General features: G+C 70.7%; 25 protein-coding genes. 12 read left to right on the forward strand and 13 right to left on the reverse strand.

Going from position 1 to position 24636, the window contains the following annotated elements; translation table 11 throughout:
• Positions 1-28 precede the first annotated feature (28 nt).
• Positions 29-2293: a sigma-70 family RNA polymerase sigma factor gene (locus ACW4TU_RS25695; protein WP_457417133.1), complete on the reverse strand. Its 2265-nt coding sequence runs from the start codon at positions 2291-2293 to the stop codon at positions 29-31.
• A gap of 136 nt (positions 2294-2429) precedes the next feature.
• Here ACW4TU_RS25695 and ACW4TU_RS25700 point away from each other — a divergent pair, with 136 nt between their 5' ends.
• The 9 genes from ACW4TU_RS25700 (at position 2430) to ACW4TU_RS25740 (ending at position 13899) form a co-directional block, all read left to right on the forward strand.
• Entirely contained in the window at positions 2430-5171 is a 2742-nt protein-coding gene (locus ACW4TU_RS25700; RefSeq protein ID WP_457417134.1) for a pectinesterase family protein, read from the forward strand.
• A 296-nt stretch (positions 5172-5467) separates the two neighbouring features.
• Positions 5468-6820 carry a type III glutamate--ammonia ligase gene (glnT, locus tag ACW4TU_RS25705; RefSeq protein WP_457417135.1) on the forward strand — a complete coding sequence of 451 codons (1353 nt, stop codon included), beginning with the start codon at positions 5468-5470 and terminating at the stop codon, positions 6818-6820.
• Positions 6821-6864: 44 nt separating this feature from the next.
• On the forward strand, positions 6865-7740 hold the full coding sequence (locus ACW4TU_RS25710) for a class II glutamine amidotransferase (RefSeq protein WP_457417136.1): 876 nt from the start codon (positions 6865-6867) through the stop codon (positions 7738-7740).
• On the forward strand, positions 7728-8405 hold the full coding sequence (locus ACW4TU_RS25715) for a GltB/FmdC/FwdC-like GXGXG domain-containing protein (RefSeq protein WP_457417137.1): 678 nt from the start codon (positions 7728-7730) through the stop codon (positions 8403-8405). The genes ACW4TU_RS25710 and ACW4TU_RS25715 overlap by 13 nt, the downstream gene beginning before the upstream one ends.
• Before the next feature lie 122 nt (positions 8406-8527).
• On the forward strand, positions 8528-9847 hold the full coding sequence (locus ACW4TU_RS25720) for an FMN-binding glutamate synthase family protein (RefSeq protein ID WP_457417138.1): 1320 nt from the start codon (positions 8528-8530) through the stop codon (positions 9845-9847).
• Positions 9844-10992: an FAD-dependent oxidoreductase gene (locus ACW4TU_RS25725; protein WP_457417139.1), complete on the forward strand. Its 1149-nt coding sequence runs from the start codon at positions 9844-9846 to the stop codon at positions 10990-10992. Before ACW4TU_RS25720 ends, ACW4TU_RS25725 begins: the two co-directional genes overlap by 4 nt.
• Positions 10993-11034: 42 nt before the next feature.
• Positions 11035-11661: a helix-turn-helix domain-containing protein gene (locus ACW4TU_RS25730; RefSeq protein ID WP_457417140.1), complete on the forward strand. Its 627-nt coding sequence runs from the start codon at positions 11035-11037 to the stop codon at positions 11659-11661.
• A 122-nt stretch (positions 11662-11783) separates the two neighbouring features.
• The gene (locus ACW4TU_RS25735; RefSeq protein ID WP_457417141.1) at positions 11784-13082 is read left to right on the forward strand and encodes an ammonium transporter; all 1299 of its coding nucleotides are present in this window, start codon (positions 11784-11786) and stop codon (positions 13080-13082) included.
• A gap of 664 nt (positions 13083-13746) precedes the next feature.
• Positions 13747-13899: a hypothetical protein gene (locus ACW4TU_RS25740; protein ID WP_457417142.1), complete on the forward strand. Its 153-nt coding sequence runs from the start codon at positions 13747-13749 to the stop codon at positions 13897-13899.
• Between the two features lie 141 nt (positions 13900-14040).
• On the opposite strand, the gene ACW4TU_RS25745 is transcribed toward ACW4TU_RS25740, so the two are convergent.
• The gene (locus tag ACW4TU_RS25745) at positions 14041-14721 is read right to left on the reverse strand and encodes a hypothetical protein (RefSeq protein ID WP_457417143.1); all 681 of its coding nucleotides are present in this window, start codon (positions 14719-14721) and stop codon (positions 14041-14043) included.
• A gap of 223 nt (positions 14722-14944) precedes the next feature.
• A complete protein-coding gene (locus tag ACW4TU_RS25750; RefSeq protein WP_457417144.1) occupies positions 14945-15559 on the reverse strand; it encodes a TetR/AcrR family transcriptional regulator in 615 nt (204 codons plus the stop codon).
• A gap of 131 nt (positions 15560-15690) precedes the next feature.
• On the opposite strand from ACW4TU_RS25750, the gene ACW4TU_RS25755 reads away from it, so the two are divergent.
• Entirely contained in the window at positions 15691-16617 is a 927-nt protein-coding gene (locus ACW4TU_RS25755; RefSeq protein WP_457417145.1) for an alpha/beta hydrolase family protein, read from the forward strand.
• 36 nt (positions 16618-16653) lie between these two features.
• Here the strand turns inward: ACW4TU_RS25755 and ACW4TU_RS25760 are convergent, their stop codons facing one another.
• The 7 genes from ACW4TU_RS25760 to ACW4TU_RS25790 all read right to left on the reverse strand — a co-directional run bounded on the left by ACW4TU_RS25760 (position 16654) and on the right by ACW4TU_RS25790 (position 22051).
• Positions 16654-17484 carry an NAD(P)-dependent oxidoreductase gene (locus ACW4TU_RS25760; protein WP_457417146.1) on the reverse strand — a complete coding sequence of 277 codons (831 nt, stop codon included), beginning with the start codon at positions 17482-17484 and terminating at the stop codon, positions 16654-16656.
• 85 nt (positions 17485-17569) lie between these two features.
• Complete coding sequence (locus ACW4TU_RS25765) at positions 17570-18088, reverse strand: SRPBCC family protein (RefSeq protein ID WP_457417147.1); 519 nt, start codon at positions 18086-18088, stop codon at positions 17570-17572.
• A 36-nt stretch (positions 18089-18124) separates the two neighbouring features.
• Positions 18125-19117 carry a PP2C family protein-serine/threonine phosphatase gene (locus tag ACW4TU_RS25770; RefSeq protein ID WP_457417148.1) on the reverse strand — a complete coding sequence of 331 codons (993 nt, stop codon included), beginning with the start codon at positions 19115-19117 and terminating at the stop codon, positions 18125-18127.
• Positions 19118-19213: 96 nt separating this feature from the next.
• The gene (locus ACW4TU_RS25775; protein ID WP_457417149.1) at positions 19214-20587 is read right to left on the reverse strand and encodes an MFS transporter; all 1374 of its coding nucleotides are present in this window, start codon (positions 20585-20587) and stop codon (positions 19214-19216) included.
• Positions 20584-21228 (reverse strand): helix-turn-helix domain-containing protein, encoded by a 645-nt coding sequence (locus ACW4TU_RS25780; RefSeq protein ID WP_457417150.1) that lies wholly within the window; start codon positions 21226-21228, stop codon positions 20584-20586. Before ACW4TU_RS25780 ends, ACW4TU_RS25775 begins: the two co-directional genes overlap by 4 nt.
• A gap of 169 nt (positions 21229-21397) precedes the next feature.
• Entirely contained in the window at positions 21398-21679 is a 282-nt protein-coding gene (locus ACW4TU_RS25785) for a hypothetical protein (RefSeq protein ID WP_457417151.1), read from the reverse strand.
• 18 nt (positions 21680-21697) lie between these two features.
• A complete protein-coding gene (locus ACW4TU_RS25790; protein WP_457417152.1) occupies positions 21698-22051 on the reverse strand; it encodes a hypothetical protein in 354 nt (117 codons plus the stop codon).
• A 103-nt stretch (positions 22052-22154) separates the two neighbouring features.
• On the opposite strand from ACW4TU_RS25790, the gene ACW4TU_RS25795 reads away from it, so the two are divergent.
• Complete coding sequence (locus tag ACW4TU_RS25795) at positions 22155-22778, forward strand: hypothetical protein (RefSeq protein ID WP_457417153.1); 624 nt, start codon at positions 22155-22157, stop codon at positions 22776-22778.
• 15 nt (positions 22779-22793) lie between these two features.
• Here the strand turns inward: ACW4TU_RS25795 and ACW4TU_RS25800 are convergent, their stop codons facing one another.
• The 3 genes from ACW4TU_RS25800 to ACW4TU_RS25810 all read right to left on the reverse strand — a co-directional run bounded on the left by ACW4TU_RS25800 (position 22794) and on the right by ACW4TU_RS25810 (position 24205).
• Positions 22794-23186, reverse strand: a complete 393-nt coding sequence (locus ACW4TU_RS25800; protein ID WP_457417154.1) for a type II toxin-antitoxin system VapC family toxin — start codon at positions 23184-23186, stop codon at positions 22794-22796.
• Positions 23183-23467 (reverse strand): hypothetical protein, encoded by a 285-nt coding sequence (locus ACW4TU_RS25805; RefSeq protein ID WP_457417155.1) that lies wholly within the window; start codon positions 23465-23467, stop codon positions 23183-23185. Before ACW4TU_RS25805 ends, ACW4TU_RS25800 begins: the two co-directional genes overlap by 4 nt.
• A 279-nt stretch (positions 23468-23746) precedes the next feature.
• The gene (locus tag ACW4TU_RS25810) at positions 23747-24205 is read right to left on the reverse strand and encodes a MarR family winged helix-turn-helix transcriptional regulator (protein WP_457417156.1); all 459 of its coding nucleotides are present in this window, start codon (positions 24203-24205) and stop codon (positions 23747-23749) included.
• A gap of 62 nt (positions 24206-24267) precedes the next feature.
• Between ACW4TU_RS25810 and ACW4TU_RS25815 the strand changes: the two genes are divergently transcribed.
• Positions 24268-24636: a VOC family protein gene (locus ACW4TU_RS25815; RefSeq protein WP_457417157.1), complete on the forward strand. Its 369-nt coding sequence runs from the start codon at positions 24268-24270 to the stop codon at positions 24634-24636.

Below are 24636 nucleotides of genomic sequence, written 5' to 3' on the forward strand. Positions count from 1 at the left end.
CCGTCGTCCTCGTTCGGAAGGCCGCCGGTCAGGACATCGCGGCGCCTGTCGCGGCGTCGCGCGTGTTGCTGAGGAACCGTGTGGAGGGCAGGCTTCCGTCCGGCCCGCGTGGGGCGGTCGTCGCCGCGGAGCCGGTGAGGCGCAGTACGGATGCCGTCCAGCCCGGCTGGTCCCAGGAGTCGCCGGTGTGCCGTGCCCCGCTGCCCAGCCACGCGTCAGGATGGTTGGCCAGGGCGAGGTTGTGCTGGAGCGTCGCCGCCGAGTGGACGAAGGCGAAGCCCGCCGCCCCGTTGCGGTAGGCCGTGTTGCGGGTCAGCCGAGGGGCTCCCGTGTCGCCGACCTCGGTGAATCCGAAGCCGGCGTTGTCCCAGGCCGCGCTGTCGGTGGCGCTCTGGGCGGTCCGGTCGCTCCTACCGCCGCCGAGTTTGAAGCCGCTGCCTCCGCCGGAGAAGTCCGCGATGGCCCAGCGGTTGACGCCGTTGCCGAACGACCAGGTGCGCTCGACGGCCACGGCACCGGCGAAGCCGCTGACGTCCGCGCCGTCGCCGGAGTTGTCGTACGTCCGGCAGCCCTGGATCCGGTTGCCCGCACCCGAACCGTCCCGGAACGCCAGGCCGTCGGCGTACCCGCCGGTGGACCCGGACTCGTGGTTGTCGAAGAAGTCGCTGTCGAGCACGAGGTTGTTGTTCGTTCCGGCGCCGTGGAGGAGAAGTCCGATCCGGCCGTTGCGGTGGACGCTGAGGCGGGTGAGGACGTCGTCGTGGCAGGACTCGCAGGCGTACGCGATGGCGGGGGCGTTGACGATCTCCAGCCCCCGCACCGTGAGGTACGCGCCGCTCTGGACGACGAACGGGGTGCCGGCCGAGAACCGGGCGCCGTCGAACACGGGATGTTCGTCGCGGTAGTTGCTCACCGTGATCCGACGGTCGGCCGTACCGGAGGTCCTGAGGGCGATCGTCCCGGCCGGTTGGTACGTCCCTCCGCGCACGGCGACCGTCTGGCCGGGCCTGGTCCCGGAGACGGCCCGGGTCACCGTGGCGAACGGGCGGGCAAGGGTTCCGGGGTTCGTGTCGTCCCCGTCGGGGGCGACGTAGTAGTCGGCGGTCGCGACGCCGGAGTAGGCGCGGGCGCCGGCGGCCGGGGCGGTGGCCGAAGCAGTCGGTGAGGCAGAGGCGGAGGCGGAGACAGAAGCGGAGGCCGCCGGGCCGGGACGGTGTGCGGCGCTCGCGCCCGGGGTCGGGGCCGGGGCTCGCGGCGCCGGAGTGGCGTCCGGCAGGTACTGGTGGATCCCGAGGCCGGTCACCGCGACCAGCGTCGCGGTGGCGCCGACGGCCACGGCGGACTTGGCCGACATCCGGCCCAGGATGTGCCGGACGGCGCGCCACAGCGAGGCCAACGCGCCGGGTGCCAGGCCGTGTTGGCCGACGAGGCCGGGGATTCCCGCCACCAGCGCTGCCGGGACCGCCAGCCCGCTGAGCCGGATCGGCACGTCGTCGATCGAGCTCCGGGCACTGACCGTCGCCTGGCACTGCGGGCAGTCCCGCACATGCCGGCTGAGCCTGGTCAGGACCCGTGCGCCGGCTGCGGCCGGGCCGCCGTCCGTCAGTGCTGAGAGATCGGCACACCTGGGCCGTGCCCGCCACGCGGCCAGCACGTCGACGGCCAGTTCGAGTTTGGCCTTCATCCGCTGGATGCGCACCGCGGTGTGCGGGACGGTGAGGTTCAGCGCGGTGGCGACCTCGGCGCGGCTCAACTGGCCGGCGGTCTCCTGCCACCACAGTGCCATCGTCCGGCGTTCTTCGTCACTGAGCCAGCGGCCGGCTTCCAGCAGATCACTGCCCGCGCGGGCCAACGTGCGCCGGTCGACGGTGAGTTCGGCGAATTCGGCGGAGGCATCCGGTATGTCACCGGTGTCGGGCAGGGGTGTCTGATGGACCGTGGAGGCCTTGCGCCGGCGTCCGTGGTCGTACATCTGCCGGATCGCGATGGCCAGGATCCAGGACCGGAACCGCTCGGGTTCCCGCAGCCCGGGGAGCGCCCGCAGTGCGCGCAGCATGGTCTCCTGCACGACGTCGTCCACGTCCGGGTGCCCGTGCAGTCCCCGCCCGACCACGTTGTAGACCAGGGGAAGATACTCCCGGAACAGGGCGGACCGGGCGTCGGTGTCACCGGATCGGGCGGCCTCGACCAGCTCGGTCCCCGACCACCGCACCGCTGTGTCCGCCGCTGTCAGCGGCGCGGCAGCCTCGTACACGTTTTCCTCACAGAGTCGTTCCTCGGCGGAGGCGGTCATGATGGCACGCGTTGCCGCCAGGTCAAGATGCAGTCCCCGGCTGGCACAGACGTGAAATTCGTGTGTGGGTTCTTGTTATGGGTCGTCGTGGTGGGCCGTCTCCGTAGTGACAGCGGAGAAAGGAAACCGAGGAAACATGTACCTCAGACGCGGCAAGCGGGCCCGAAGCAGGCGACCCCGATGGCGCATCGCGGTGCCCGCGGGGCTGGCGGCCCTCGTCGTGGTGGGCGGTGTCGCGACGGCGGCCAACGTCGTCGGGGGCTCCGGCGACCAGGCGTCCGACGTCAAGGCGGGCACGTACACCCTGGCGGTCGCGAAGAGCGGCCTGTGCCTGGATCTCGTCGGGGGCGGATCGTCCCCCGGCACGCAGGTCCAGCAGTGGGGCTGCGCTCCGGGGCAGGGCAACCAGCAGTGGACCCTGGTGGACCGCGGATCGGGCCGGTTCGCCGTCAAGTCCGTGGCGAGCGGACTGTGCCTCGACGTCACCGGCGGCTCCACCGCGTCCGGGACCCGTCTCCAGCAGTGGGGCTGCGGGAACGACCAGGCCAACCAGCTGTGGAAGCTGAAGCCGGCGCGGGACAATACGTACCAGATCGTCAACGTCGGCAACGGCCTGTGCGTCAGTGACGCGGGGGCGAGCACCGCGTCCGGCGCCGCCGTCATCCAGGAGACCTGCTCCACCAACAGCAACAAGCGCTGGTCGCTGACCGCGGTCGGCGCCACCGCGTCGAGCACCGCGCAGCCGCCCGCCACTTCGGGCAAGACCGTCACGGGTACGACCGTCACCGTGGCGGCCGACGGCAGCGGCGACGTGACCACCGTCCAGGCGGCGATCGACAAGGTCCCGGTCAACAACACCAAGCCGGTGACCGTCGCCATCAGGAAGGGCACCTACCGGGGCGTCTTCACCGTCCCGGGCAACAAGCCCTTCGTGACGCTGAAGGGCCTCGGGGCCGCCGCCTCCGACGTCGTGCTGGTCCAGAACCACGGCGCCGGCACCAAGAAGGCGGACGGGACGACGTACGGAACCTCCGGCAGCGCGACCGCGTTCGTCGACGGCCACGACTTCTCGGCCTCGAACCTGACCATCTCCAACGACTACGACACCGGGACCAACAGCACCGGCCAGGCGGTCGCCCTGAGCCTGTCCGCCGACCGCGCGGTTCTCACGAACGTGCGGATCCTCGGCCACCAGGACACCCTGCTGCTCAACAACTCCGCACGGGCCTACTTCCTGAAGTCCTACGTCGAGGGCACCGTCGACTTCATCTTCGGCGGCGGGATCGCGGTCTTCGACCAGAACGAGATCCACCAGGTGGGCAGCGGCGGTTACATCACCGCGGCCAGCACACCGGCGGCACGCGCCTACGGCTACCTCTTCTACAGGTCGAACATCACCGGGCCCGCCGCCACGAAGACCGGCAGCCTGGGCCGCCCGTGGCGTCAGGACGCGCAGGTCCTCTACCGCGAGTCCACCCTCGGGTCGTTCGTCAACACCAGCCGGCCGTGGAGCGACATGTCCGGCTCGGTCTGGACGAAGGCGCGCTTCACGGAGTACAGGAACACCGGCGCCGGGGCGGCCGTCAACGCCAACCGGCCGCAGCTGAGCGACGCCCAGGCGGCGAACCACACCCCGGCCAAGTACCTGGCCGGCTCGGACGGCTGGAACCCGATCGCGACCGCCGGCACCTCGACGGGAACGACCACGGGGACGACCACGGCGGCGACCGGCACGGTCTGCAAGCCCACCGCCTACGGGGCGAAGGCCGACGGCACCACCAAGGACACCGCCGCCCTGCAGAAGGCGATCAACGCCTGCGCGGGCAAGGGCACGGTCGAACTGACCAGCGGCAAGTACCTGTCGGGCGCCCTGACCCTGCCCGGCGACCTCACCTTCCGGATCGACTCCGGAGCGACCCTGCTCGCCTCGCAGGCCGCGGCGGACTACGCCTCCTCGGGATCGAAGCTCGCCCCGCTGCTGGCCGGGTCCGGGAAGAACCTCACGATCACCGGTGCGGGCACCATCGACGGCCAGGGCGCCCCGTGGTGGGCCAGGACGAAGAAGGAGAAGGCGGCGGGGCAGACCCTGTCGTCCCGGCCCTGCCTGATAACGGTCAACGACGCCTCGAACCTGAGGATCACCGGGATCACCCTCAGGAACGCCCCGAACGTGCACATCACCCTCAAGAAGGTGACCACGGCCGTCCTCGACAAGCTGACGATCTCGGCGCCCGCGGACGCACCCAACACCGACGGGATCGACGTCTGGTCGTCCTCGGGCGTAGCGGTGACGGGCAGCACGATCGACGTCGGTGACGACAACATCGCCATCGACTCCTCGACGGCCGGCGGGCCCGCCCACGACATCTCGCTGAGCGGCTGCACGATCCTGCACGGCCATGGACTGTCCATCGGCAGCTTCACCGCCGGCGGCGTCTACAACATCAACATCCACGACAACACCCTCAAGGGCACCACCGCCGGCGTCCGGATCAAGACCGCACGCGACCGGGGCGGCGAGGTCCACGGCATCACGTACAAGAACCTCACGATGACCAACGTGACGACGCCCATCCAGATCGTCGGCTACTACCCGAAGGTCCCCGCGGACGGCGACGCCGCCCAGGCGGTCACCAGCACCACCCCCAACTACCACGACATCACCATCGCCAACATCACCGCGACCGGCGCCAGGGAGGCAGGCCAGATCGTCGGCGTCCCCGAGCGGCCGGTCACCGGGCTCACCCTGACCTCGGTCACCATCAGTGCCAAGACCGGCCTGACCGTCCGCAACGCCACGGTCCGTACGAACTCCACCACCGTCAAGGCCGCCTCGGGCCCGGCGTACGTCGTGCAGAGCAGGGCAACCGTCCACTGATCACGCGAAGGGCGAAGGGCGAGCACGTCAGGGTCGGCCGGCGTGCGCTGCCGGCGGGGCTGCCCATCGGCGGCTCGAACGAGGGGCTCGGCGCGTCGGGTTCCTGAGCTGTAAGGACTTCGTACCGGCCGGGTTCCGCCTCTTCAGGGGCGGGGCCCGGCTTTCGGCTTACCGGGACCTCGCACGGTGCACGGCGGCTTACGGGGACCTTCCACGGCGGAAATCTGCCCGTAACGCCCAACGCGTCTACTCATATGCAACAAAGATTCACCACAGTGGACACCCAAGGAGGGCCCATGGCGACCGCCATCCCCGATCTCCCCGCTCTCCCGGATCCGCCGGCTTCCCCCGATCTCGCCGAACTGGTCCGCGCCGACGGTATCGAGTTCGTGCTCGCCGTCTTCGTCGACCTGACCGGCAAGCCGTGCGCCAAGCTCGTCCCGGCCCAGGCCGTCGAGGAACTCCGCGACGAGGGTGTCGGGTTCGCCGGTTACGCGGCCGGCGCGCTCGGCCAGCAGCCCAGCGACCCCGATGTGGTCGCCCGCCCCGACGCCTCCTCCTACACCCCCGTCCCCTTCGTCAAGCCCGGCCTCGCCCTCGTCCACTGCGACCCGTACGTGGAGGGCGAACCCTGGCCCTACGCGCCGCGCGTCATCCTGCGCAGAGTGCTCGAACGGGCCGCCGCCCAGGGGCTGTCGATGTCCGTGGGCGCCGAGGTCGAGTACTTCCTCGTCAACCGGGACGAGCACGGTGTGCTGAGAGTCGCCGACGCCAGGGACACCGCCGCCCAACCCTGTTACGACGCACGCGGGTTGACCCGGATGTACGACCACCTCACCGCCGTGTCCCGCGCCATGAACTCCCTCGGCTGGGGCAACTACGCCAATGACCACGAGGACGGCAACGGCCAGTTCGAGCAGAACTTCAAGCACGCCGACGCTCTCACCACCGCCGACCGGGTCATCACCATGCGGTACCTGGTGTCGATGCTGGCCGAACAGCGGGGCATGACCGCCACCTTCATGCCGAAGCCGTTCACCGACCGCACCGGCACCGGCATGCACCTGCACATGTCGCTGTGGCGGGGCGACGAACCCGCCTTCCCCGACGCCACCGACGGACGCGGGCTCGGACTCTCCCCGCTCGCCTACTCGTTCGTCGCCGGCATCATCGAACACGCGCAGGCCCTCCAGGCCGTCATCGCGCCGACGGTCAACTCCTACAAGCGCACCGGTGCGGTGAGCACCCGCTCGGGCGCCACCTGGACACCGCGCGTCGCGGGGTACGGCGGCAACGACCGCACCCACTTCGTCCGCGTCCCCGACGGCAACCGTATCGAGCTGCGCGGCGGAGACGGCGCCTCCAACCCCTACCTCGCCGCGGCCGCCGCCCTCGCCGCCGGCCTCGACGGCATCGAACGTGGCCTCGACCCGGGCGAGCCCGGTGCGGCAGGCAAGGGCCCGGAACTTCCACCGACCCTGCTGCACGCCGTGGAGGCGCTCCAGGCGAACGAGGTGATCAGCGGCGCGCTGGACGCCGCCGGGGCCGGGGTGAGCCGGTACTTCGCCGACCTCAAACGCGAGGAGTTCTTCGACTGGCACGCGACGGTCGGCCCCTGGGAGCTGGACCGCTATCTCACCGCTTTCTGATCGCCTCTCGACCGCATTCCGACCGCATTCTGAGAGGAGTTGGCATGTGCGGAATCGTCGGGCTCCATCTGCGGGAGCCCTCACTCGAACCCCGGCTCGGCGAGCTGCTGACCGCGATGCTGGGCCAGGTCGTCGAGCGCGGCCCCGATTCGGCGGGCGTCGCGGTCTACGGCGATCCCCGCCTGTCCCCGCCGGGGCGCGCCGTCGTCTCGCTGCTCGGGGTCACCCCGGCCGAGGCCGAGGCCGCGCTGCCCGGCGCCGTGGCCGTCGCCGCCGACGCGACCACCGTCGTCCACGCGGATCTTCCCGTCGCCGACCTGCTCGCCGCCGTCGCGGACGCGCTGCCCCATGCCATCGTCATCGGCTCCGGCACCGACATGGCCGTACTCAAGGGCACCGGAAACCCCGTGGAGTTGGCGGACGCCTTCGGGCTCGCCGCCGTCACCGGCTGGCAGGGCGTCGGCCACACCCGCATGGCCACGGAGTCCGCCGTCACCCCGGAGGGCGCCCACCCCTTCTCCGTCGGCCCCGGACAGTGCCTGGTGCACAACGGCTCCTTCGCCAACCACGCCACCATCCGGCGTGAACTGCGCGCCCAAGGCGTCGAGTTCGACAGCGAGAACGACTCCGAGGTCGGCGCGCGCTTCGTCGCCCGCCAACTGGCACAGGGCGCCGACCTGGAGAAGGCGCTGCGGCTGCTGTGCGAGCGGTTCGACGGCTTCTACACGCTGCTGGTGTCGACCGGTGACTCCTTCGCCGTCGTCCGTGACGCCATCGCCTGCAAGCCGGCCCTCGTCGCCGAGACCGACGCATGGGTGGCGATGGCCTCCGAGTACCGGGCGCTGGACGTCCTGCCGGGCATCGAGAACGCCCGCATCTTCGAACCCGAGCCGGAAGAGGTGTACATATGGCGACGCTGATCGACCTGGCGAACTCCCCGGTACGGGAGCTCAACCAGGCCCTGCACGCGCCCGGCGGCACGGATGTCTGGCGCATCCTCAACCCGCGCGGCGCGCACGCCGTGGCCTGCGGAATCCGGGACGATCTCGCCGTCGACATAGAGGGCCACGTCGGCTACTACTGCGCCGGCATGAACCAGCGCGCCACGGTCACCGTCCACGGCAACGCGGGTACGGGTGTCGCCGAGAACATGATGTCCGGGACGGTCCGGGTGCGGGGGAACGCGTCCCAGTCGGCGGGGGCCACCGGCCATAGTGGACTTCTGGTGATCGACGGGGACGCGTCCGCGCGGTGCGGGATCTCCATGAAGGGGGTGGACATCGTCGTGGGGGGCGATGTCGGGCACATGAGTGCGTTCATGGGGCAGGCGGGGCGGTTGGTGGTGTGCGGGGATGCGGGGGATGCGCTGGGGGACTCCCTGTACGAGGCCCGGATTTACGTGAGGGGCACGGTCAAGTCGCTCGGTGCGGACTGTGTCGAGAAGGAGATGCGGGCCGAACACCTCGCGGAGTTGGCCGAGTTGTTGAAGGCGGCCGAGCGGGACGAAGACCCTGCGGATTTCCGGCGGTACGGCTCCGCCAGGACGCTCTATCACTTCAAGGTCGACAACTCGGCGGCGTACTAGCGAAGTTTCTTGGCTGCGGGTCCGTTGTGGCTGGTCGCGCCCGCGCGGCGGAGCCGCAAATCGACACAGCCCCGCGCCCCTAAAGGGGGCGCTCCACCTCAGCCCTGATGAAGGAGTTGACCTTGGAAGCCCCATCCCACGGCCTGCGCGAGTCGGCGACTTTCGACCGTGCCACCATCCACGCCATCCAGCGCGCCGCCGAGACCGGTATCTACGACATCCGGGGGTGGGGTGCCAAGCGTCGACTGCCGCACTTCGACGACCTGTTGCTGCTCGGTGCCTCCATGTCCCGCTATCCGCTGGAGGGTTACCGGGAGCGCTGTGACACCGACATCGTCCTCGGCGCCCGGCACGCCAAGCACCCCCTTCGCCTCGCCACCCCCGTCACCATCGCCGGTATGAGCTTCGGGGCCCTCTCCGCCCAGGCCAAGGAGGCCCTCGGGCGAGGCGCCAGCGAGGCCGGTACCTCCACCACCACCGGGGACGGCGGGATGACCCCCGAGGAGCGAGGCCACTCCAAGCACCTCGTCTATCAGTACCTGCCGTCCCGCTACGGCATGAACCCCGACGACCTGCGGGCCGCCGACGCCATCGAGATCGTCCTCGGGCAGGGTGCCAAGCCCGGCGGCGGGGGCATGCTGCTCGGGCAGAAGATCACCGAACGGGTCGCCGGTATGCGGACGTTGCCCGTCGGCATCGACCAGCGCAGCGCGTGCCGCCACCCGGACTGGACCGGCCCCGACGACCTCGCCATCAAGATCCTGGAGCTCCGGGAGATCACCGACTGGGAGAAGCCGATCTATGTGAAGGTCGGCGCGACCCGGACGTACTACGACGTGAAGCTCGCCGTCCACGCGGGCGCCGATGTCGTGGTCGTCGACGGCATGCAGGGCGGTACGGCGGCCACCCAGGACGTCTTCATCGAGCACGTCGGCATCCCCACCCTGGCCGCCCTGCCCCAAGCGGTGCGCGCCCTGCAGGAGTTGGGCGTCCACCGCGAGGTCCAGCTGATCGTCTCCGGCGGGATCCGGGGCGGCGCCGACATGGCCAAGGCCCTCGCGCTCGGCGCGGACGCGGTCGCCATCGGCACCGCCGCGCTCATCGCGCTCGGCGACAACCATCCGAAGTACGACGCCGAGTACCGTCAACTGGGCTCGGCCGCAGGCTACTTCGACGACTACCAGGACGGCCGCGACCCCGCCGGCATCTCCACCCAGGACGAGGAACTCGCCGCCCGCCTCGACCCGGTGGACGCCGGCCGCCGGCTCGCCAACTTCCTCCGCGTGATGACCATGGAGGCCCAGACCCTCGCCCGCGCCTGCGGCAAGGCCCACCTCCTCCACCTGGAACCCGAGGACCTGGTGGCCCTGACGATAGAGTCCGCCGCCATGGCCCGTGTCCCGCTCGCGGGGACGAACTGGATCCCCGGGGAGGGACTGTGATCGCCGTCGTCGGCGCCGGACTGATGGGCGCGGCCACCGCCTGGCAACTGGCCCGGCGGGGACACGAGGTCACCCTGATCGAGGCGTACGACATCGGTCACCGGCACGGCAGCTCGCACGGCAGCTCGCGGATCTTCCGGCGGGCGTACGCCGACCCCTTCTACGTACGGCTGACCGGGCAGGCGTACGAGCAGTGGCGGGAGTTGGAGGACGACAGCTCAACTCCCCTGCTCCGCAGGACCGGTGGGCTCGACATGGGCGAGGACCGCGACCCCGGGGCGATCGCCGGTCTCCTCGGCGCGGCCGGGGTGCCCCATGAACTCCTCGGCCCGGAAGCCGCGTCGGAGCGCTGGCCGTACATCCGTATCACCGGGCCGGTGCTGTACCACCCGGACGCGGGCACGGTCGACGCCGACGAGACCGTCGCCGCCTGCGTACGGCGGGCGATCGAGCACGGGGCGCGGGCGGTCATCGGCAACCGGGTCACCGGCATCGAGGTCCGGGGGAGCGGCGAGGTGCTCCTGCGCACCGACGACGGCGGCGAGATCGTCGCCGACACGGTGGTGGTCGCGGCCGGCGCCTGGCTGCCCGAGCTCCAACTGCCCGTCCCTCTGCCGCCGTTGGCGGTGACCCAGCAGCAGGTCTTCCACTTCCGGCAGCGGGACGCGTCTGTCAGGTGGCCGACCCTGATCTGGGACGGGGGCCTGCACCTCTACGGCCTGCCTTCGGGAAGCGACGGCGGCCCGCTGCCCGCGATGAAGGTCGCCGAGCACGACCGCGGCACGCCCACCACCGCCCGTACCCGCAGCGGGGTCGTCGACCCGTCGTCGCGCACCCGGGTGAGCGGCTTCGTCCGCGACCGGCTCCCGGGCCTCGAACCCGACCCGGTCGCCGAGGCGACCTGCCTCTACACCACCACCCCCGACGAGGACTTCGTCCTCGACCGCCACGGCCCGTTCGTCGTCGTCTCCCCGTGCTCCGGCCACGGCGCCAAGTTCGCTCCGCTCATCGGCGCGATGGCCGCGGACCTCGCCACCGGCCGCGCCGAACCCCAGCCCCGTTTCCGCCTGGAACGCGCTGGTTGCTGCATCTTCCCGGGGGATAACCCCCGGACCCCCAGCAGAAAAGCAGGTGGGCAGGGATGACCGGCGCGGATATCGCGCGGCGAGCCTGAGTAAAATGCGCCGGTGACCGATCAGGACGACACAGCCGGAGACGCAGCGCAGGCCTCCGACGACAAGGCGCTGGAGCGCGTCATCGCGGTCCGGGCCCGTGAGTACCGGCAGGCGGCGGGGCTGTCGGTCGGCGAGATGGCGATACGGGTCGGTATCTCCAAGGCGATGCTGTCGAAGATCGAGAACGCCCAGACCGCGTGCAGCCTCACCACGCTCTCCCGGCTCGCGCGCGGTCTCGACGTCCCGGTCACCGCCCTGTTCCGCGGTATGGACGACGAACGCGAGGCCGTCTTCGTCCCGGCCGACCACGGCGCCCGGATCGTGCGGCGCGGCACGAGGGTCGGCCACGAGTACGCCCAGCTCGGCTCGCTCAGGGGCGCCCACAAGCGCATGGACGCCCTGCTGGTCACGCTGACCGAACAGAGCGAGGTCTTCCCGCTCTTCCAGCACGCCGGCACCGAGCTCCTGTACATGCTGGAGGGCGTCATGGTCTACGGCCACGGCAAGTCCAGTTACACCCTGCGCCCCGGCGACGCCCTGCAGTTCGACGGCGAGGCCCCGCACGGCCCCGAGCGGCTGGTCGAACTCCCCATCCGCTTCCTGACGGTGACCGCGTTCGGGGACAGCCCGCAACACTGAAACCCAGCCACGGCTACGGAAACCCGGCCTTAATCGGCCACGGAGTTGTCCTGTAACGCACTACCGGTCTACTGCGGTGAAACAACGTTTCCTTCGGCTGGACCTCTCCGTGGAGTGTGCGCATGGACACCGGAAGTACCGCTTGGATGCTCGCGAGCACGGCACTCGTCTGTCTGATGGTGCCGGGCCTGGCCCTCTTCTACGGCGGCATGGTCGCCGCCAAGAGTGTCCTGAACATGATCATGATGACCTTCGGGTCCGTCGCCCTGGTCGGCTGCATCTGGGTCGTCTACGGCTTCTCGGCGGCCTTCGGCGACTCGATCGGCGGCGCCGGCCTGCTCGGTGACGTCTCCGAGTTCTTCGGCATGAGCGGCGTCATCGCGGACGACCCGAAGGCGGTCATCCCGCTCTCCGTCTTCGCCGCCTTCCAGGCCCTGTTCGCGGCTCTCACCGCAGCCCTGATCTGCGGCGCCATCTCGGACCGCATCAAGTTCGGCGCCTGGATGGCCTTCACCGGCATCTGGGTCACGCTGGTCTATCTGCCGGTCGCCCACTGGGTGTTCGCCTTCGACGGCAAGGGCGTGGTGGGCGGCTGGATCGTGAACAAGCTCGGCGCCATCGACTACGCGGGCGGTACGGCCGTCCACATCAACTCCGGCGCGGCGGCGCTGGCCGTGATCCTCGTCCTCGGCAGACGCATCGGCTGGCAGAAGGCGGGCGGCCAGGAACGTCCGCACAACCTCCCCCTGGTGATGCTCGGCGCCGGCCTGCTGTGGTTCGGCTGGTTCGGCTTCAACGGCGGCTCCGCGCTGAGCTCGGGCAACGCCGCCTCCGTCGTCGTACTGAACACCTTCACCGCCACCTGCTCGGCGATGCTCGGCTGGCTCCTCGTCGAGAAGGTCCGCGACGGCCACTCCACGACGCTCGGCGCCGCCTCCGGCGCCATCGCCGGCCTGGTGGCGATCACCCCGTCCTGCGGCGCGGTCTCCCCGGTCGGCGCGCTCGCCCTGGGTGCCGTCGGCGGCGCGGTGTGCGCTCTCGCGGTCGGCCTGAAGTACAAATTCGGCTACGACGACTCCCTCGACGTCGTCGGCATCCACCTCGTCGGCGGCCTCACCGGCACCCTGCTGGTCGGCGTCCTCGCCACGTCGGACGCCCCGAACGGCATCGACGGCCTCCTCTACGGCGGCGGCTTCTCCCTCCTCGGCAAGCAGGCGGTCGGCGCGTTCGCCGTCCTGGCGTACTCCTTCACCGTGACCTGGCTGATCGCCAAGGCCCTGGACAGGACGATGGGCCTGCGCGTCCGCCCCGAGGTCGAACAGGAGGGCGTCGACGTCCACCTGCACGCGGAGAGCGCCTACGACCTCACCCACCCGTCGGCCACCACGTCCCCGGTGCCCGAGCCCGCCGCCGCGGGATAGGGGGGCCACCCTCCGCCGCCGGCCGTTGCGGGCCCGTCCGGGACGTTCGGGTCCGGGCCCGCTCCTCCTGGCGCCTACCGGAAGCGGGATGAGGCGGACCGGACGGAAGACAGGGCTCTGGAGCTGTTGGATCGGGCGGTGTTGGAGCACGGCGCGGCTGGGCGAGGTTGGGCAGGGCGGTTCATGGACACGGCGGCGTTGTTCCTTGGCGGCTCAGGGAACAGGCCGAATGGGCCGAGGCTCCACCCCGTGCAGATGCGTCTTGCTGTAGTTGACCACGTCCGACAGGCGGTCCAGCGACATCCGGACCAGCTGCCGCTGCCGGTGCGGCTCGGTGAGGGGCGTACTCCTGGATCGGCCCATCGACGTGCTGCCGGGACCCGATGCCCGTCCGGCTCGCCGCCTCGTCCTCCTCCGTCCGGCCGGCGGCGGTCCGGAATGGACCACCGAACCGGACCAGGTGGTTCCGGTGGCGGATCCGCGTCTCGGTCCGACCACACCGGCGTGCGGCCGGACCGAGACCGACAAAAGCCCCCGCGGGACCCGTTCGGGCTGAGCGTCAGGCCTCGGGGTGGAGCGCGATCACGCCCGCGTCCTCGTACGCCTCGGGTGTCAGTGTCCCCACGACGCGGCCCTCTGGCAGATCCCGTGCGGGACGCGCGGCATGGATCGCTTGCGACGTGGACCGGACCGGGAGATTTCCGCCTACGTCACCACCGCACTGATCCGGCAGGACCAGGTCGGCCGTCTCGGTGAATTCGTCGACTGGCTCGTAGCCGAGCACGGCCCTCGCCGGCGGGGAGAAAAGGGCTGCTGAAGAGCGACGCGGAGTCCGTCACGACGCCGGCGGTTCTGGGCCGTCGGCCGGCTCTGGATGCGGCCATGCGCGTGATGTTCCGTCCGTGGTGGGCGAGTTGGGCTGCCGACGCCGACGGGCGTGGAACCACGGGGCATGGAGCTACGGGGTGAACTCCTGCTCGAGAACGTCAACTGTTCCGTCCGCTCCGGCGTGGTACTTGAAGACCAGGCCGGAGTCGGGGTGGGCGTCCAGCCAGTCGAGGAGTTCCTGCACGCCGATGTGCTGGTTCTCGCTGCTCTCGGTGATGGGGTTGGTGGCGGTGACATAGGCGGCCTGGTCCAGCGGCAGGGCGTACTCCTTGCCGGTCGTCACGAACGGCGGGCCGTCGGTGTCGGGGTCGGGGCAGCCCCAGGCGCCGGCTTTGACGATCAGGCTGAGGCTGCCGCCTTCGGGGGTGTATCCGTACACCGCGACCTCGTCCGGCGAGATCGGCATCTTGTGGTCGCAGCCCGGTGTCGGGCCGGGATCCGCGGCGGGCGTCGACACGGATGCTGATACGGGCGCCGGTGCAGGCGCCGATACGGGTGCGGGCGCGGCCGGTTTCGTGGCGGCTCCCTTCGCCACCGCCGCTGTCGGTGGCGTCGACGGCGGGGCGGTCGCCGCTGTGCCGTGGCCGATGGCGGGAGCGGCGGTGGTGGCCGGTTTGTCCTGCGCCGCGGTGTCCTTGCCCGAGCCCCCGCAACCAGTCAGCGTGGCCGTGCCGAGCGCGGTGAGGAGCACCGCGGCCCGGATCGTGCGATGCCTCGGTCTGGGACGGCTCGTCGTTCGTTCGTCGGCCATGGGTCCTCCGCTGCCAGGAGCGGCTGTGGGGGCCGTTCCGCTCGATGATCGTCGGGCGAAGGTAGCAGCGGGATCTGCTGTGACAGGGTTTGCGACTGTTCCGCCGCATTCCCGGTACACAGTCGTTGCACAGAGTTCCCGAGGGGCCCCGGGCAGGTCACCGCGGACCGAAAGGCCAGGGTGCTCCCTGGGTGGGCGAACTCGTACACGGTGACGAATCACATCAGGACGACCGGGGTCGCTGTAGCCCTTGGAGGAGCAGCTCGACCAGGCGCCGCGGGTCGTAGCGCGGGTCGCTGTCATGCCCGATGCAGAGGTTGCCGATGCCCCGCATCAGCTCGTACGCCTGCGTACCGGGCCTGATCTCGCAGGCCTCGACCGCCGCGTCCAGCAACTGGCCGCAGACCGGTACCAGGCGGTCGAGGAAGTAGGCGTGCAGCGCGTCGAAGCCGCCGGCGTCCGACTGCATCGCGTTGGCGAGTCCGTGCTTGGTGACCAGGAAGTCGACGAACAGGTCGGCCCACTGACGGAGTGCCACGAGCGGTGAGCCGGCGTCGGCCAGCAGGGTCGGGCCGGCCTCGGCGCAGGCCTCGACCTGGTGCCGGTAGACGGCGACGACGAGGTCGGCCCGGGTCGGGAAGTGGCGGTAGATCGTCCCCATCCCGACGCCCGCCCTGGCCGCGATCTCACGGATCGGCGCGTCGACGCCGGAGGTGACGAACACCGCGGCGGCGGCGGTGAGCAGCGTCTGCTGGTTGCGCTGCGCGTCGGCCCGCTTGCTTCGGGCCGGCATCTCCCCGGACGTGCCCGCAGGCTTCACCACGCTGTCCTCATCCATCCCCGCTCCACCCTTCGCCGTCCCCCTTCGCTGTGACCTTCCTCTGCCCTTTGACAAAGCGGAACAGCGCTCCGTATATTAAACGGAACGTTGTTCCGCTTTCATTTTCCAGTCTAAGGGACGTACGCATCATGAGGGAAACCCCTGTCCTCTCGGTCGCTCCGGTAGTACTGCCGACCGCCGACCGAGCCGTGGACCTGGCGATACGGATCTCCGCGCCCGTCACCGGGAACGAACTGCCCGTCATCCTCCTCTCGCACGGCCAGGGCCACTCGAACAACCTCTCCTCGCTCAACGGCTACGCGCCCCTCGTCACCTACTGGGCGGCGCACGGCTTCGTCGTCATCCAGCCCACGCATCTCAGCTCGACGACGCTGAGCCTGCCCTCCGACACCCCCGGGGCGCCCCTGTACTGGCGGTCGCGCGCCGAGGACATGACGCGCGTCCTCGACCGGCTCGACGAGATCGAGGCCGCCGTCCCGCAGCTCGCCGGGCGCCTGGACCGGGGGAGGGTCGCCGTGGCGGGGCACTCGATGGGCGGTCACACCGCGAGCCTGCTGCTGGGCGCCCGGCTCACCGACCCGCACGACGGGACGCTGGTGGACCTCACCGAGCCCCGGATCAAGGCGGGCGTCCTGCTGGCCGCGCCGGGCCGAGGAGGCGACGCCCTCACCCCGCACGTGACCGAGAACTGGCCCTTCTTCTCGACCATGGACTTCTCCCGCATGACGACACCCACGCTGGTCGTCGCCGGCGACAAGGACGCCTCCGCCCATCTGACGGTCATGGGTCCGGACTGGCACACCGATCCCTACGCCCTCGCCCCGGGCCCCAAGTCCCTGCTCACCCTGTTCGACGCGGAGCACGGCCTCGGCGGCATCTCCGGATACGACGTCGCCGAGACCACGGACGAGAATCCCGCGCGGGTGTCCGTGGTCCAACGGCTCACCGCGGCCTACCTCCGCACCGAGCTCCACCCCGGGGACCCGGCCTGGCAGACGGCGCGCGAGGAGCTGACGGCCGGCCCCGACCCACTGGGACAGGTCGAGTCCAAGTGACCGGGTGACCAGGTGACCAGGTGACCCACTGTGGGGTCAGGTTCGGTCGCCGGCGCGCTTCCCGGTAACCCCGGTGACGAACCGCCGTGCCACGTCGACGAGTTCGCTGCCGGGAGCGTCGCCGAGCAGGTCCGCCGTCAGCGTGACGTCCTTGGTGAGGGCCGCGCCGGCGGGCGTACCGGCGATCCCGGACAGGGAACCGGCCCGCAGCCGGACTCCCGAGGCGACACAGGCCGAACTGCTCGTCGTCAGGATGTCGGCGAGGCCGGCCGGGTCGACTCCCAGTGCCTCGCCGGCCCGCATCGCGTCGTCCGCGAGGGCGATCTGCGCGGCGAACAGGGTGTTGTTGACGAGCTTCGCGTACGACCCGGCCCCGACCCCGCCCAGATGCACCACATGCCGCGAGAGTGCCGACAGCAGACCGGAGACATCGGCCAGCGCCTCCGCGTCACCGCCCACCATGATCGTCAGCTCACCGGCGAGGGCCCGCTCGGCGCCTCCGCTGACCGGCGCGTCGAGGACCCGGAGTCCGTACGGCGCCGCCCGCTCCGCGATCCCCCGGATCTGCCCGGGCGACAGCGTGCTGTGTACGAGCACCACGCTCCCCGCTTTGAGGGCGCCGGCCAGCCCGTCCGCCCCGAACAGGACCTCCTCCACGCCCGCCGCGTCGAAGACGCAGATGCCGACGGCGTCGACCGCGGCGCCCAGTTCGGCCGGGGTCGCCGCGAACGTGACGCCGTCCGCACCGGCGAAGGGTTCGAGGGAGGCCTGCCGACGGGCGTAGAGCATGAGGCCGTGCCCCTCGGCCCGGATGCGCCGCGCCATCGGCAGCCCCATACTGCCGAGCCCGATGAACCCCACCTTCACGACGCCCTCCGTATGGTCATCAGGTTCTCCTGTCCGAGAGGGGGATTCTCATCCCCATCCTGGACTGTATCGAGTTCCGTGGGGGTCAGGCGTCCCGTTCGACGGTCCGGGCGAGGATTCCCAGCGTGGCGCGCAGCGCCGACTCCTGGAGGATGGGGAAGATCCCGGCGGCCCGGTACCGCTCGTGGATGCGGCTCCAGTCGTAGTACGAGGTCACCTCGGTGCCGTCCGCCGTGGGGCGGAGCCGGTAGCCGAAGTGGTGGTTGATGGAGGGCTGGAAGGCGGGGTGGGTCGGGGTCCACTCGATGAGCGTGTCCTGCTCGAACCGGGTGATCTCCACGGTGACGTCGTAGCGGCCCAGCGGCCGGTCGTTCAGTGCCTCGCGGTCCATGTGCACGACGAACGAGTCCCCGGCCGCGCGCACGGGTTCGCCGTCGGCGGCCTGGAGCATGCCCGAACTGTCGATCGCGACATGCCCGTCGGGATCGCACAGCAGGCCGAATATCCGGGTCGCCGGTGCGGCGATGGCACGGCTCACCTCGAACCGCTCCACCTTCTCCGCGCGTTCTGCCTGCTCTGCTTGCTCCGCCCGCTCCGCTGCCATGATTTCCCTGCTCCCTCTCGTCGACCGGCCGGAATTCTAGCTTTCGGCCCGGTCGTACCTGGCGGCGACCAGGGCGATGTCGTCCTCGGGGTCGGCGGGGGCGACCTGGTCGAGGAGGTCCTCGGGGACCGGGCAGCCGCGGACGCGGGTGAGGCGGCGCAGGGAGGCGTCGATGTCCTCGTGACGGCGTTCGATCAGGCCGTCGGTGTAGAGGAGGAGGGTGTGGCCCGGCTCGCAGGGCGCCGTGAAGGACACGTAGCGGCTGTGGCCGGTGCCCAGGGGCGGTCCGGGCGGGACGGGGAGGAGCGTGGCCCGGCCGTCGGGGCGGACGACGACGGGGGGAAGGTGTCCGGCGCTGGCGTAGGTGCAGCTGCCCCGGCGCGGGTCGGCGATGGCGATCACGCAGGTCGCGGGACGGTCGGCGAGCGGCGCGCGTTGTCGCGGCTGATGGCGGCCCGGCCGGCCAGGTTCTGGGCGATCACGGCGTCGGTCTCGTCGAACAGGGGGGGAGTCGCCCGCCCGGACCATGGTGACGGTGCCCACGTCGTGGCCGCGTGCCGTCAGCGGCACGATCAGGGCGGAGTGGATGCCGGCGGCCAGGTAGGCGGCGACGTTGCCGGTGTGGGCGGCGGCGCGGCCGATGTCCTGCTCGTCCATCAGGTTGTCGATCACCGGACGTCCCTCCGCGAGACACCGGACGACGGACGAGCCGGGCTGATGGTCGACGTACTCGCCGGGCCGCCCCAGGGGCCGCATCACCACCTCCAGCTCGGGCACCGCGGCCAGCGCCGTCGGCCGCAGCCGCAGGGATCCGTCACGGGGCGCCCGGCTGGTGCCGTGCTCGGGGAGGACCTTCACGGTGGCGGCGTCGGCGAGCTTCGCCACCAGGAACCCGGCCAGTTCCTGGCAGGTGGTGTCCATGTCCAGGGTGGTACCGACACGGGTGGCGGCCTCGTCGAGCAGGGCGAGGCGCTCGCGGGCCCGCTCCAGCTCCCGCGGCTCCTGCCGGGCGGCCGAGACCTCCAGCACGATGGCGACGATCCCCAGGGTCCGGCCGTCCTGCCTCAGTCGGTGGTAGGCGCCGTGCCATTGACTTGCTCCTCGGGCTTCAGCTCGCGGAGCAAGTCAACTACCGGCATTCGAATGATGCGGGGCGGAGCCGACGGCGCTCGGGGGAGAGGGCACGGCGCGCGGCTGAGGTGTTGTCGGCGGGGTGAGGGGTGTGGGCTCGCTGCGGTGGGCCCACAGGAGTGTTCCTGCCAGGAGCGCGGTGCCTCCCAGCAGCCAGGGAAGCGGCCCTGATGGAAGGACGCCGACGACCAGACCGGTAAGGGCTCCTACCAGTTGCAGGGCGAGGGACTGGACGGACAGCGCGGTGGCCCGCCCCGCGCTGTCGACACGGCGGTGCAGGATGTCGTTCTCGCTGGGGCCCGCCGCGCCCAGTCCGAGGTAGACCAGACCGTAGCCGGTGGCCGCGAGGATCAGGGAGCCCACTCCTGCGGATACCGCGGTGGCGCCGAGCAGGAGCAGGCCGCTCGCGCCGGCGCCGAGGCTCACCATGACCGCGCGTTCGCCGCTGCCCGCGAGCCGGGCGATCAGCGGTGCGAGGTGGCTGCCGAGACCCCCGCAGATGAATCCGGCGCACGCGAGTCCGGCGAAGAGCACCGCCCCCGACTCCGACGCGCCCGCAAGGGCTGCGGCACGGCCCGGCGTGAGCAGTTCGATCGCGGCCAGGGCGCTGCCGGCAGCGCCTGCGCTGAGGAACACCCGGCGGACCAGCGCATCGCGGCCACCCAGGCGCAGCCCGCCCGCGACGGTGACCGGGATCCCGCGCAGGACGTCGCGCAGGGTGGCCACCGGCCGGGGCGGTTCGGGCAGAGCTGTCAGGACGTACAGCACGAAGGCGACCTCGACCACCGCACCCAGCAGCAGCGGGACGGAAAGGGGCAGCACCAGCCCGGAGGTGGCGTGGCTCAGCCGGGCGCCGAGGTCAGGGCCCAGGCCGAGCAGCCAGGGCAGGGCGCCGCCGAGCAGGGTGCCCGCGGCGAGCGCGGCGGATGTCGCGGCGGAGCCGCGTGCCAGGCCGGTGCGCAGTTCGGCGCCGGGGCCGGAATGGGCGTGGACGGTGTCGACGTACCAGGCTTCGGCCGGTCCGCTGGACAGGGCGCGGCCCGTGCCCATCAGCGCCATGCCCAGGCCGAGCAGCCAGGGAGTGGTGCCCAGACCCAGAAGAGTCAAGGCGACCAGGTTCAGCAGGCCGGCGGCGGCCAGGACAGTGCGGCGTCCCAGTACGTCGGACAGTCCTCCGGTGGGCAGTTCCAGCGCTGCGGCGGTGAGGGAGTGCGCGGCGAAGAAGCCCGCGATGGCCGCCATGGTCATGCCGCGCTCGGTGAACAGCAGGATGCCAGGGGCGATGGTCAGCCCGAGAGGCAGCCAGAAGAGGGCGCAGACCGTGACGTAGCGGCGGCGGGCGGTGGGTATGTCCAGCGGTCTGGTCATGACGCGTTCTCGGCATCTGTCTCCGCAAGGGCGGAGGGGTCCGGCTTCGCCCCTGCGGGGCGCGGGGCCAGGGGCAGCCCGGCGGTGAGGAGTACGACCTGCGCGGCGCGTGGATCCCCTGCGTCGCGGGTGGTCAGTTCCTCCAGTTTCCGGTCGATCACCTCCCTGAGTTCCGTGAGCGACTCGGGGGTCAGGTGGGGCATCAGGTCGCTGATCCCCGAAGGCTCCACCCATTCCTGTCCCAGCCGTCCGTCGGCGATATCGGCCTCGTGACGGACGAGCGAAGCCTCCAGGTGCTCGATCTGCACCCTGCGCGACAAGCTGAGCCAGGTGCGGCTGCTTTGCGAGGCCTCCATTGCCTTGTTGTTCCAGGAGGTCACTGAGTGCACTGCCTGCCAGCGACGCTCCCGCCCGTCACGGTGCTCGGCCTCGGTGACGAACACGTACTTCGCCAGGACTCGCAGGTGATAGCTGGTGGAAGCGGACGACTCCCCGGTCGCCACCGCGAGCTCACTCGCGGTGGCCGGGCCGTCCTGCCGCAGCAGCCCGAGCAGCCGGATCCGCAACGGGTGCGTAAGGGCCTTCAAGGCTGCCGCGTCCTGCTCAGGATCGAGCACACGTCTCTGTTCTTCGCTTGCCATGACGGGAGGCTAGAACGCCCAGAGACTTTCCAAAAGTATTTTTGCAGAATTTATTTGGGAAATTGGTTCGACGGGAGAGCATCCGGCAGGGGCCCGGGGGGCGAGGCTCACTGAACACGGAAGCGGGCCCGCGTGGGGTCACGCGGGCCCGCCGGTCCTCCAACGGCAGTCAGCGCCACTCGGCCGGAATGTGGGCCACCTGCTCCAGCAGGTCCCAGCCCTTCGGACGGCAACTCGGTGAACTCCAAGGGGCACCCTGGCCGAGCCAGTAGCCGCGGATCCCCATGACACTGGCGTCGCTGACATCGGGCTCGTTGCTGCAGCACGGGCAGATGGCACCCTCGTTGGGCCAGCCCTGTTCCCAGAAGGGCTCCACCCCGTCGTCGTACCCACACACACGGCAGACGGTCTCCCACTCGGGGCCCTGCGGACTCCCGGGTTCGGACGACATGCGGTACGGCTCCTTGCTTCAGCGGAACTCGTGAACGACCTGGATCGCGCCGACGATGTGGTCGTTGAAGTCGTCCAGTTCCTCGGCCGGGATCCAGAGCTCGAGAATCGTCCGCCCGCCGGCCTGCTGGACGGGATACCGGCTCAGGAACTCCGAGTCGACCTCGAACCGGGTGACGAAGCCGGCACCGTCGTGTTTCACGTTCCAGTCCCGGGCGATCTTGATCGCGTAGTCCTCGTTGAGGACCGGGTAGAAGATCGGCTGTTCGGGGAGCCGGGGTGGCCAGGCACGCCAGTTCAGATCGCGGACCAGGTCCAGCTCCTTGGGACCGGTAGGGCGCCACAGGGTCGTCGTTGCTTGCAGGCTGGTCATGCGAATCGCTTTCTGAACCCGGGGGCCGCTGCTACGGCCGATCGCGAGACCGGACGCTACCGGCGAGGTGAACTCGGCGGCTACCGGGTTTCCGCCCCGAACGTTGGACCGGGCACCGCACGACGTCGACGACACGAGCGTGTGGGCGAACAGCCCCGAGTTCGCGGAGGCGGCCGACCGTACGCGCGCGGAGCTTGACGCGGAGGTGCCGGGCTCTGCGCGGGCCGCCCTGGCCTGGGCCCGGTCGGCCGGATACGGCCGGGCCGACGAGGTGAGCACGGTCGAGGAGGCGCTGCGCTCCCAGGAGGTCTCGTGGAAGAGCTGTTCACCGTGCTCCTGGACCGGCTCGGCTTTCCTCGAGCTGCGGAGGACGATGAGGACGATGAGGACGGGGAGGACGGCCGAGATGGGATTTGTGGGTGAGGTCTGGCGGCTGGAGCGAGACGGCAGCGTACTCGGCGAGATCCTGGTCGACGACGCCGACTTCCCCTGGCTGAGCGGCCGTTTCGTCCCCGAGCCGGCGTTCGCGGAGGTCGAGCCGTGGTTCGTCGAGACGCTCGCGTTTATCGAGGCGGAGCAGTACGACCGTTTCGAGGACGCCTACGACCTGATCGCCCGCACCCTCACCCTCGTGTCCCCGTCGGGCCCCGTCGTGGAGTTCCTGCTGCACATTCAGGGCGGCCAGGCATGGTTTCGCTGGAGTGATGAACCGTTCGAGGACACGTAGGAGGACGGCCGGGAGTCAGACCTTGACCACATGAGCACCCGTGCCGCACAGCACGTCGAGGTCCTCGGGGTCCGAGGTCAGGACGGTCACCGGGGCAGGTGAGGCGAGTGCCGTGGCGGCGACGATCGCGTCGAGGGCGTACTTGTGGCCGTGCAGTCCCGCTGCGGCGAGGAGCCTGCTCGCGTGCCGGGCGATGGCCTCGGTGGGCGGGACGATGTTGACGCGGGAGACGGCGTGGTCGAAACGGGCCTGGTTGGTCCTGGGGTCGCGGGCCTCGACGAGGGTGACGGCGCTGGTGACGACACGAATGTCCTCGGCTTCGGCAGCGGCGAGCCACTCGGTGAGTTCGGGGGTGCGTCGTACGAGTTTGGACAGGCCCTCGCAGTCCAGGACGAGCGTGCCCGTCACGCGGCGTCCGCCGACCCGGCCGTGGCTCCGCGCAGCAGCGCCCGCTTGGCCTCTACGGCGGCCTGATCGACGGGGCCGTGTTCGGCTTCGGCGTCCTCGATGAGTTCGCGCAGCCGGTCCCGTTCCAACTGGCGCTGGATGAGGGCTTCGACGTACGCGGACATGCCTCGTTTGCCGGTCCGCTCCTTGAGAGCGGCGATGGTGCCCTCGTGGAGAGAGACGGAGACCGGGCGGACGGGGCCTTCGCCGGGGGCGGGGGATGTGGCGGGGGACGTACCCATGGGGTCACTTTAACAAGAGTTTTGTTATTGTGGCGGCCGATGTCGCGGTGAAGCGGAGCAGGCCCAGGGCGGCCCCAGGAGCCGCGGAAGCGTGCCCGCCGGTTCTTCCTTCAGTAGCAGTCAGCGGTGGTCCGGCTGATGTGTCGTGAAGCGGAGTTCAGGGCTCGTCGCAGAAGAGGGTGTAGCCGGGGTCTGTCGGTTTTCGAGGTCGCCTGCACGGATTCTCACGCGTGGCCGCACTCCTGGCGGGGCGCGACGAGACGTGCGCCGGGGGACGAGCTATGCACCGGCCTCGCCGTCGCGCAGGGAATGGATCATGCTCCGCAGGATCCGGAGCGCGGCTGACTGCTCGGTCTCGGTCATGCCGGCCAGCATTCTGACCTCGACGGACCGGACCGCGACGGTCGCCTTCTCCAGGCTCTGTCGGCCGCGAGGCGTGAGCCGCGTGGGAAGGGCCTTCCCGACGGGTGCCTCCGCGGGCCTGGTCACGTAGCCGTCTCGCTCCAGGGTCTGGAGCAGCACGTTCATCGACTGCCGGGTCACGAACGCGCCCCGCGCGAGCTCGGAGTTCGACAAGCCCGGCCGTTGGGCCAGCAGTTCGAGGCAGGAGTAGTGCGTCACGCTCATCCCGAGCGGCCGCAGCACCGCCTCCATGGCCGCGCGGAGCGCGCTCGACGCCTCTTTCAGCAGGTAGCCCAGTGACGTCTCCAGGTCGACGCCGACACCGTTTTGACTCATGTCAGGATTCTGACATAGCTTGACCTGTGTCAGAAAACTGACACGAATGAAGGAGCATTATCGTGCCCGCCACCGGCCCCGACTTCATCTCGCTCCAAGCGCGCGACCTCGACGCTTCGCAGGCGTTCTACGAGCAGTACCTCGGCCTCGTCCGCTCGTCGGCCGGGCCTCCGCACGCCGTCGTCTTCGAGACGAAGCCGATCGCGTTCGCACTCCGCGACGTCGTTCCCGGCACCGATCTCGCATCCGTCGCTCAGCCCGGCATCGGTGCCGCGATCTGGCTCCACGCCACAGACGTCCAGGCCATTCACGATGCTCTCGTCGCCGACGGTCACACTGTCGTCTCCGCGCCGGTCGACGGCCCCTTCGGCCGGACATTCACCTTCGCCGACCCCGACGGCTACCAGATCACCCTCCATGACCGCGCCTGA

The sequence above is a fragment of the Streptomyces kryoterrae genome (assembly GCF_054072135.1).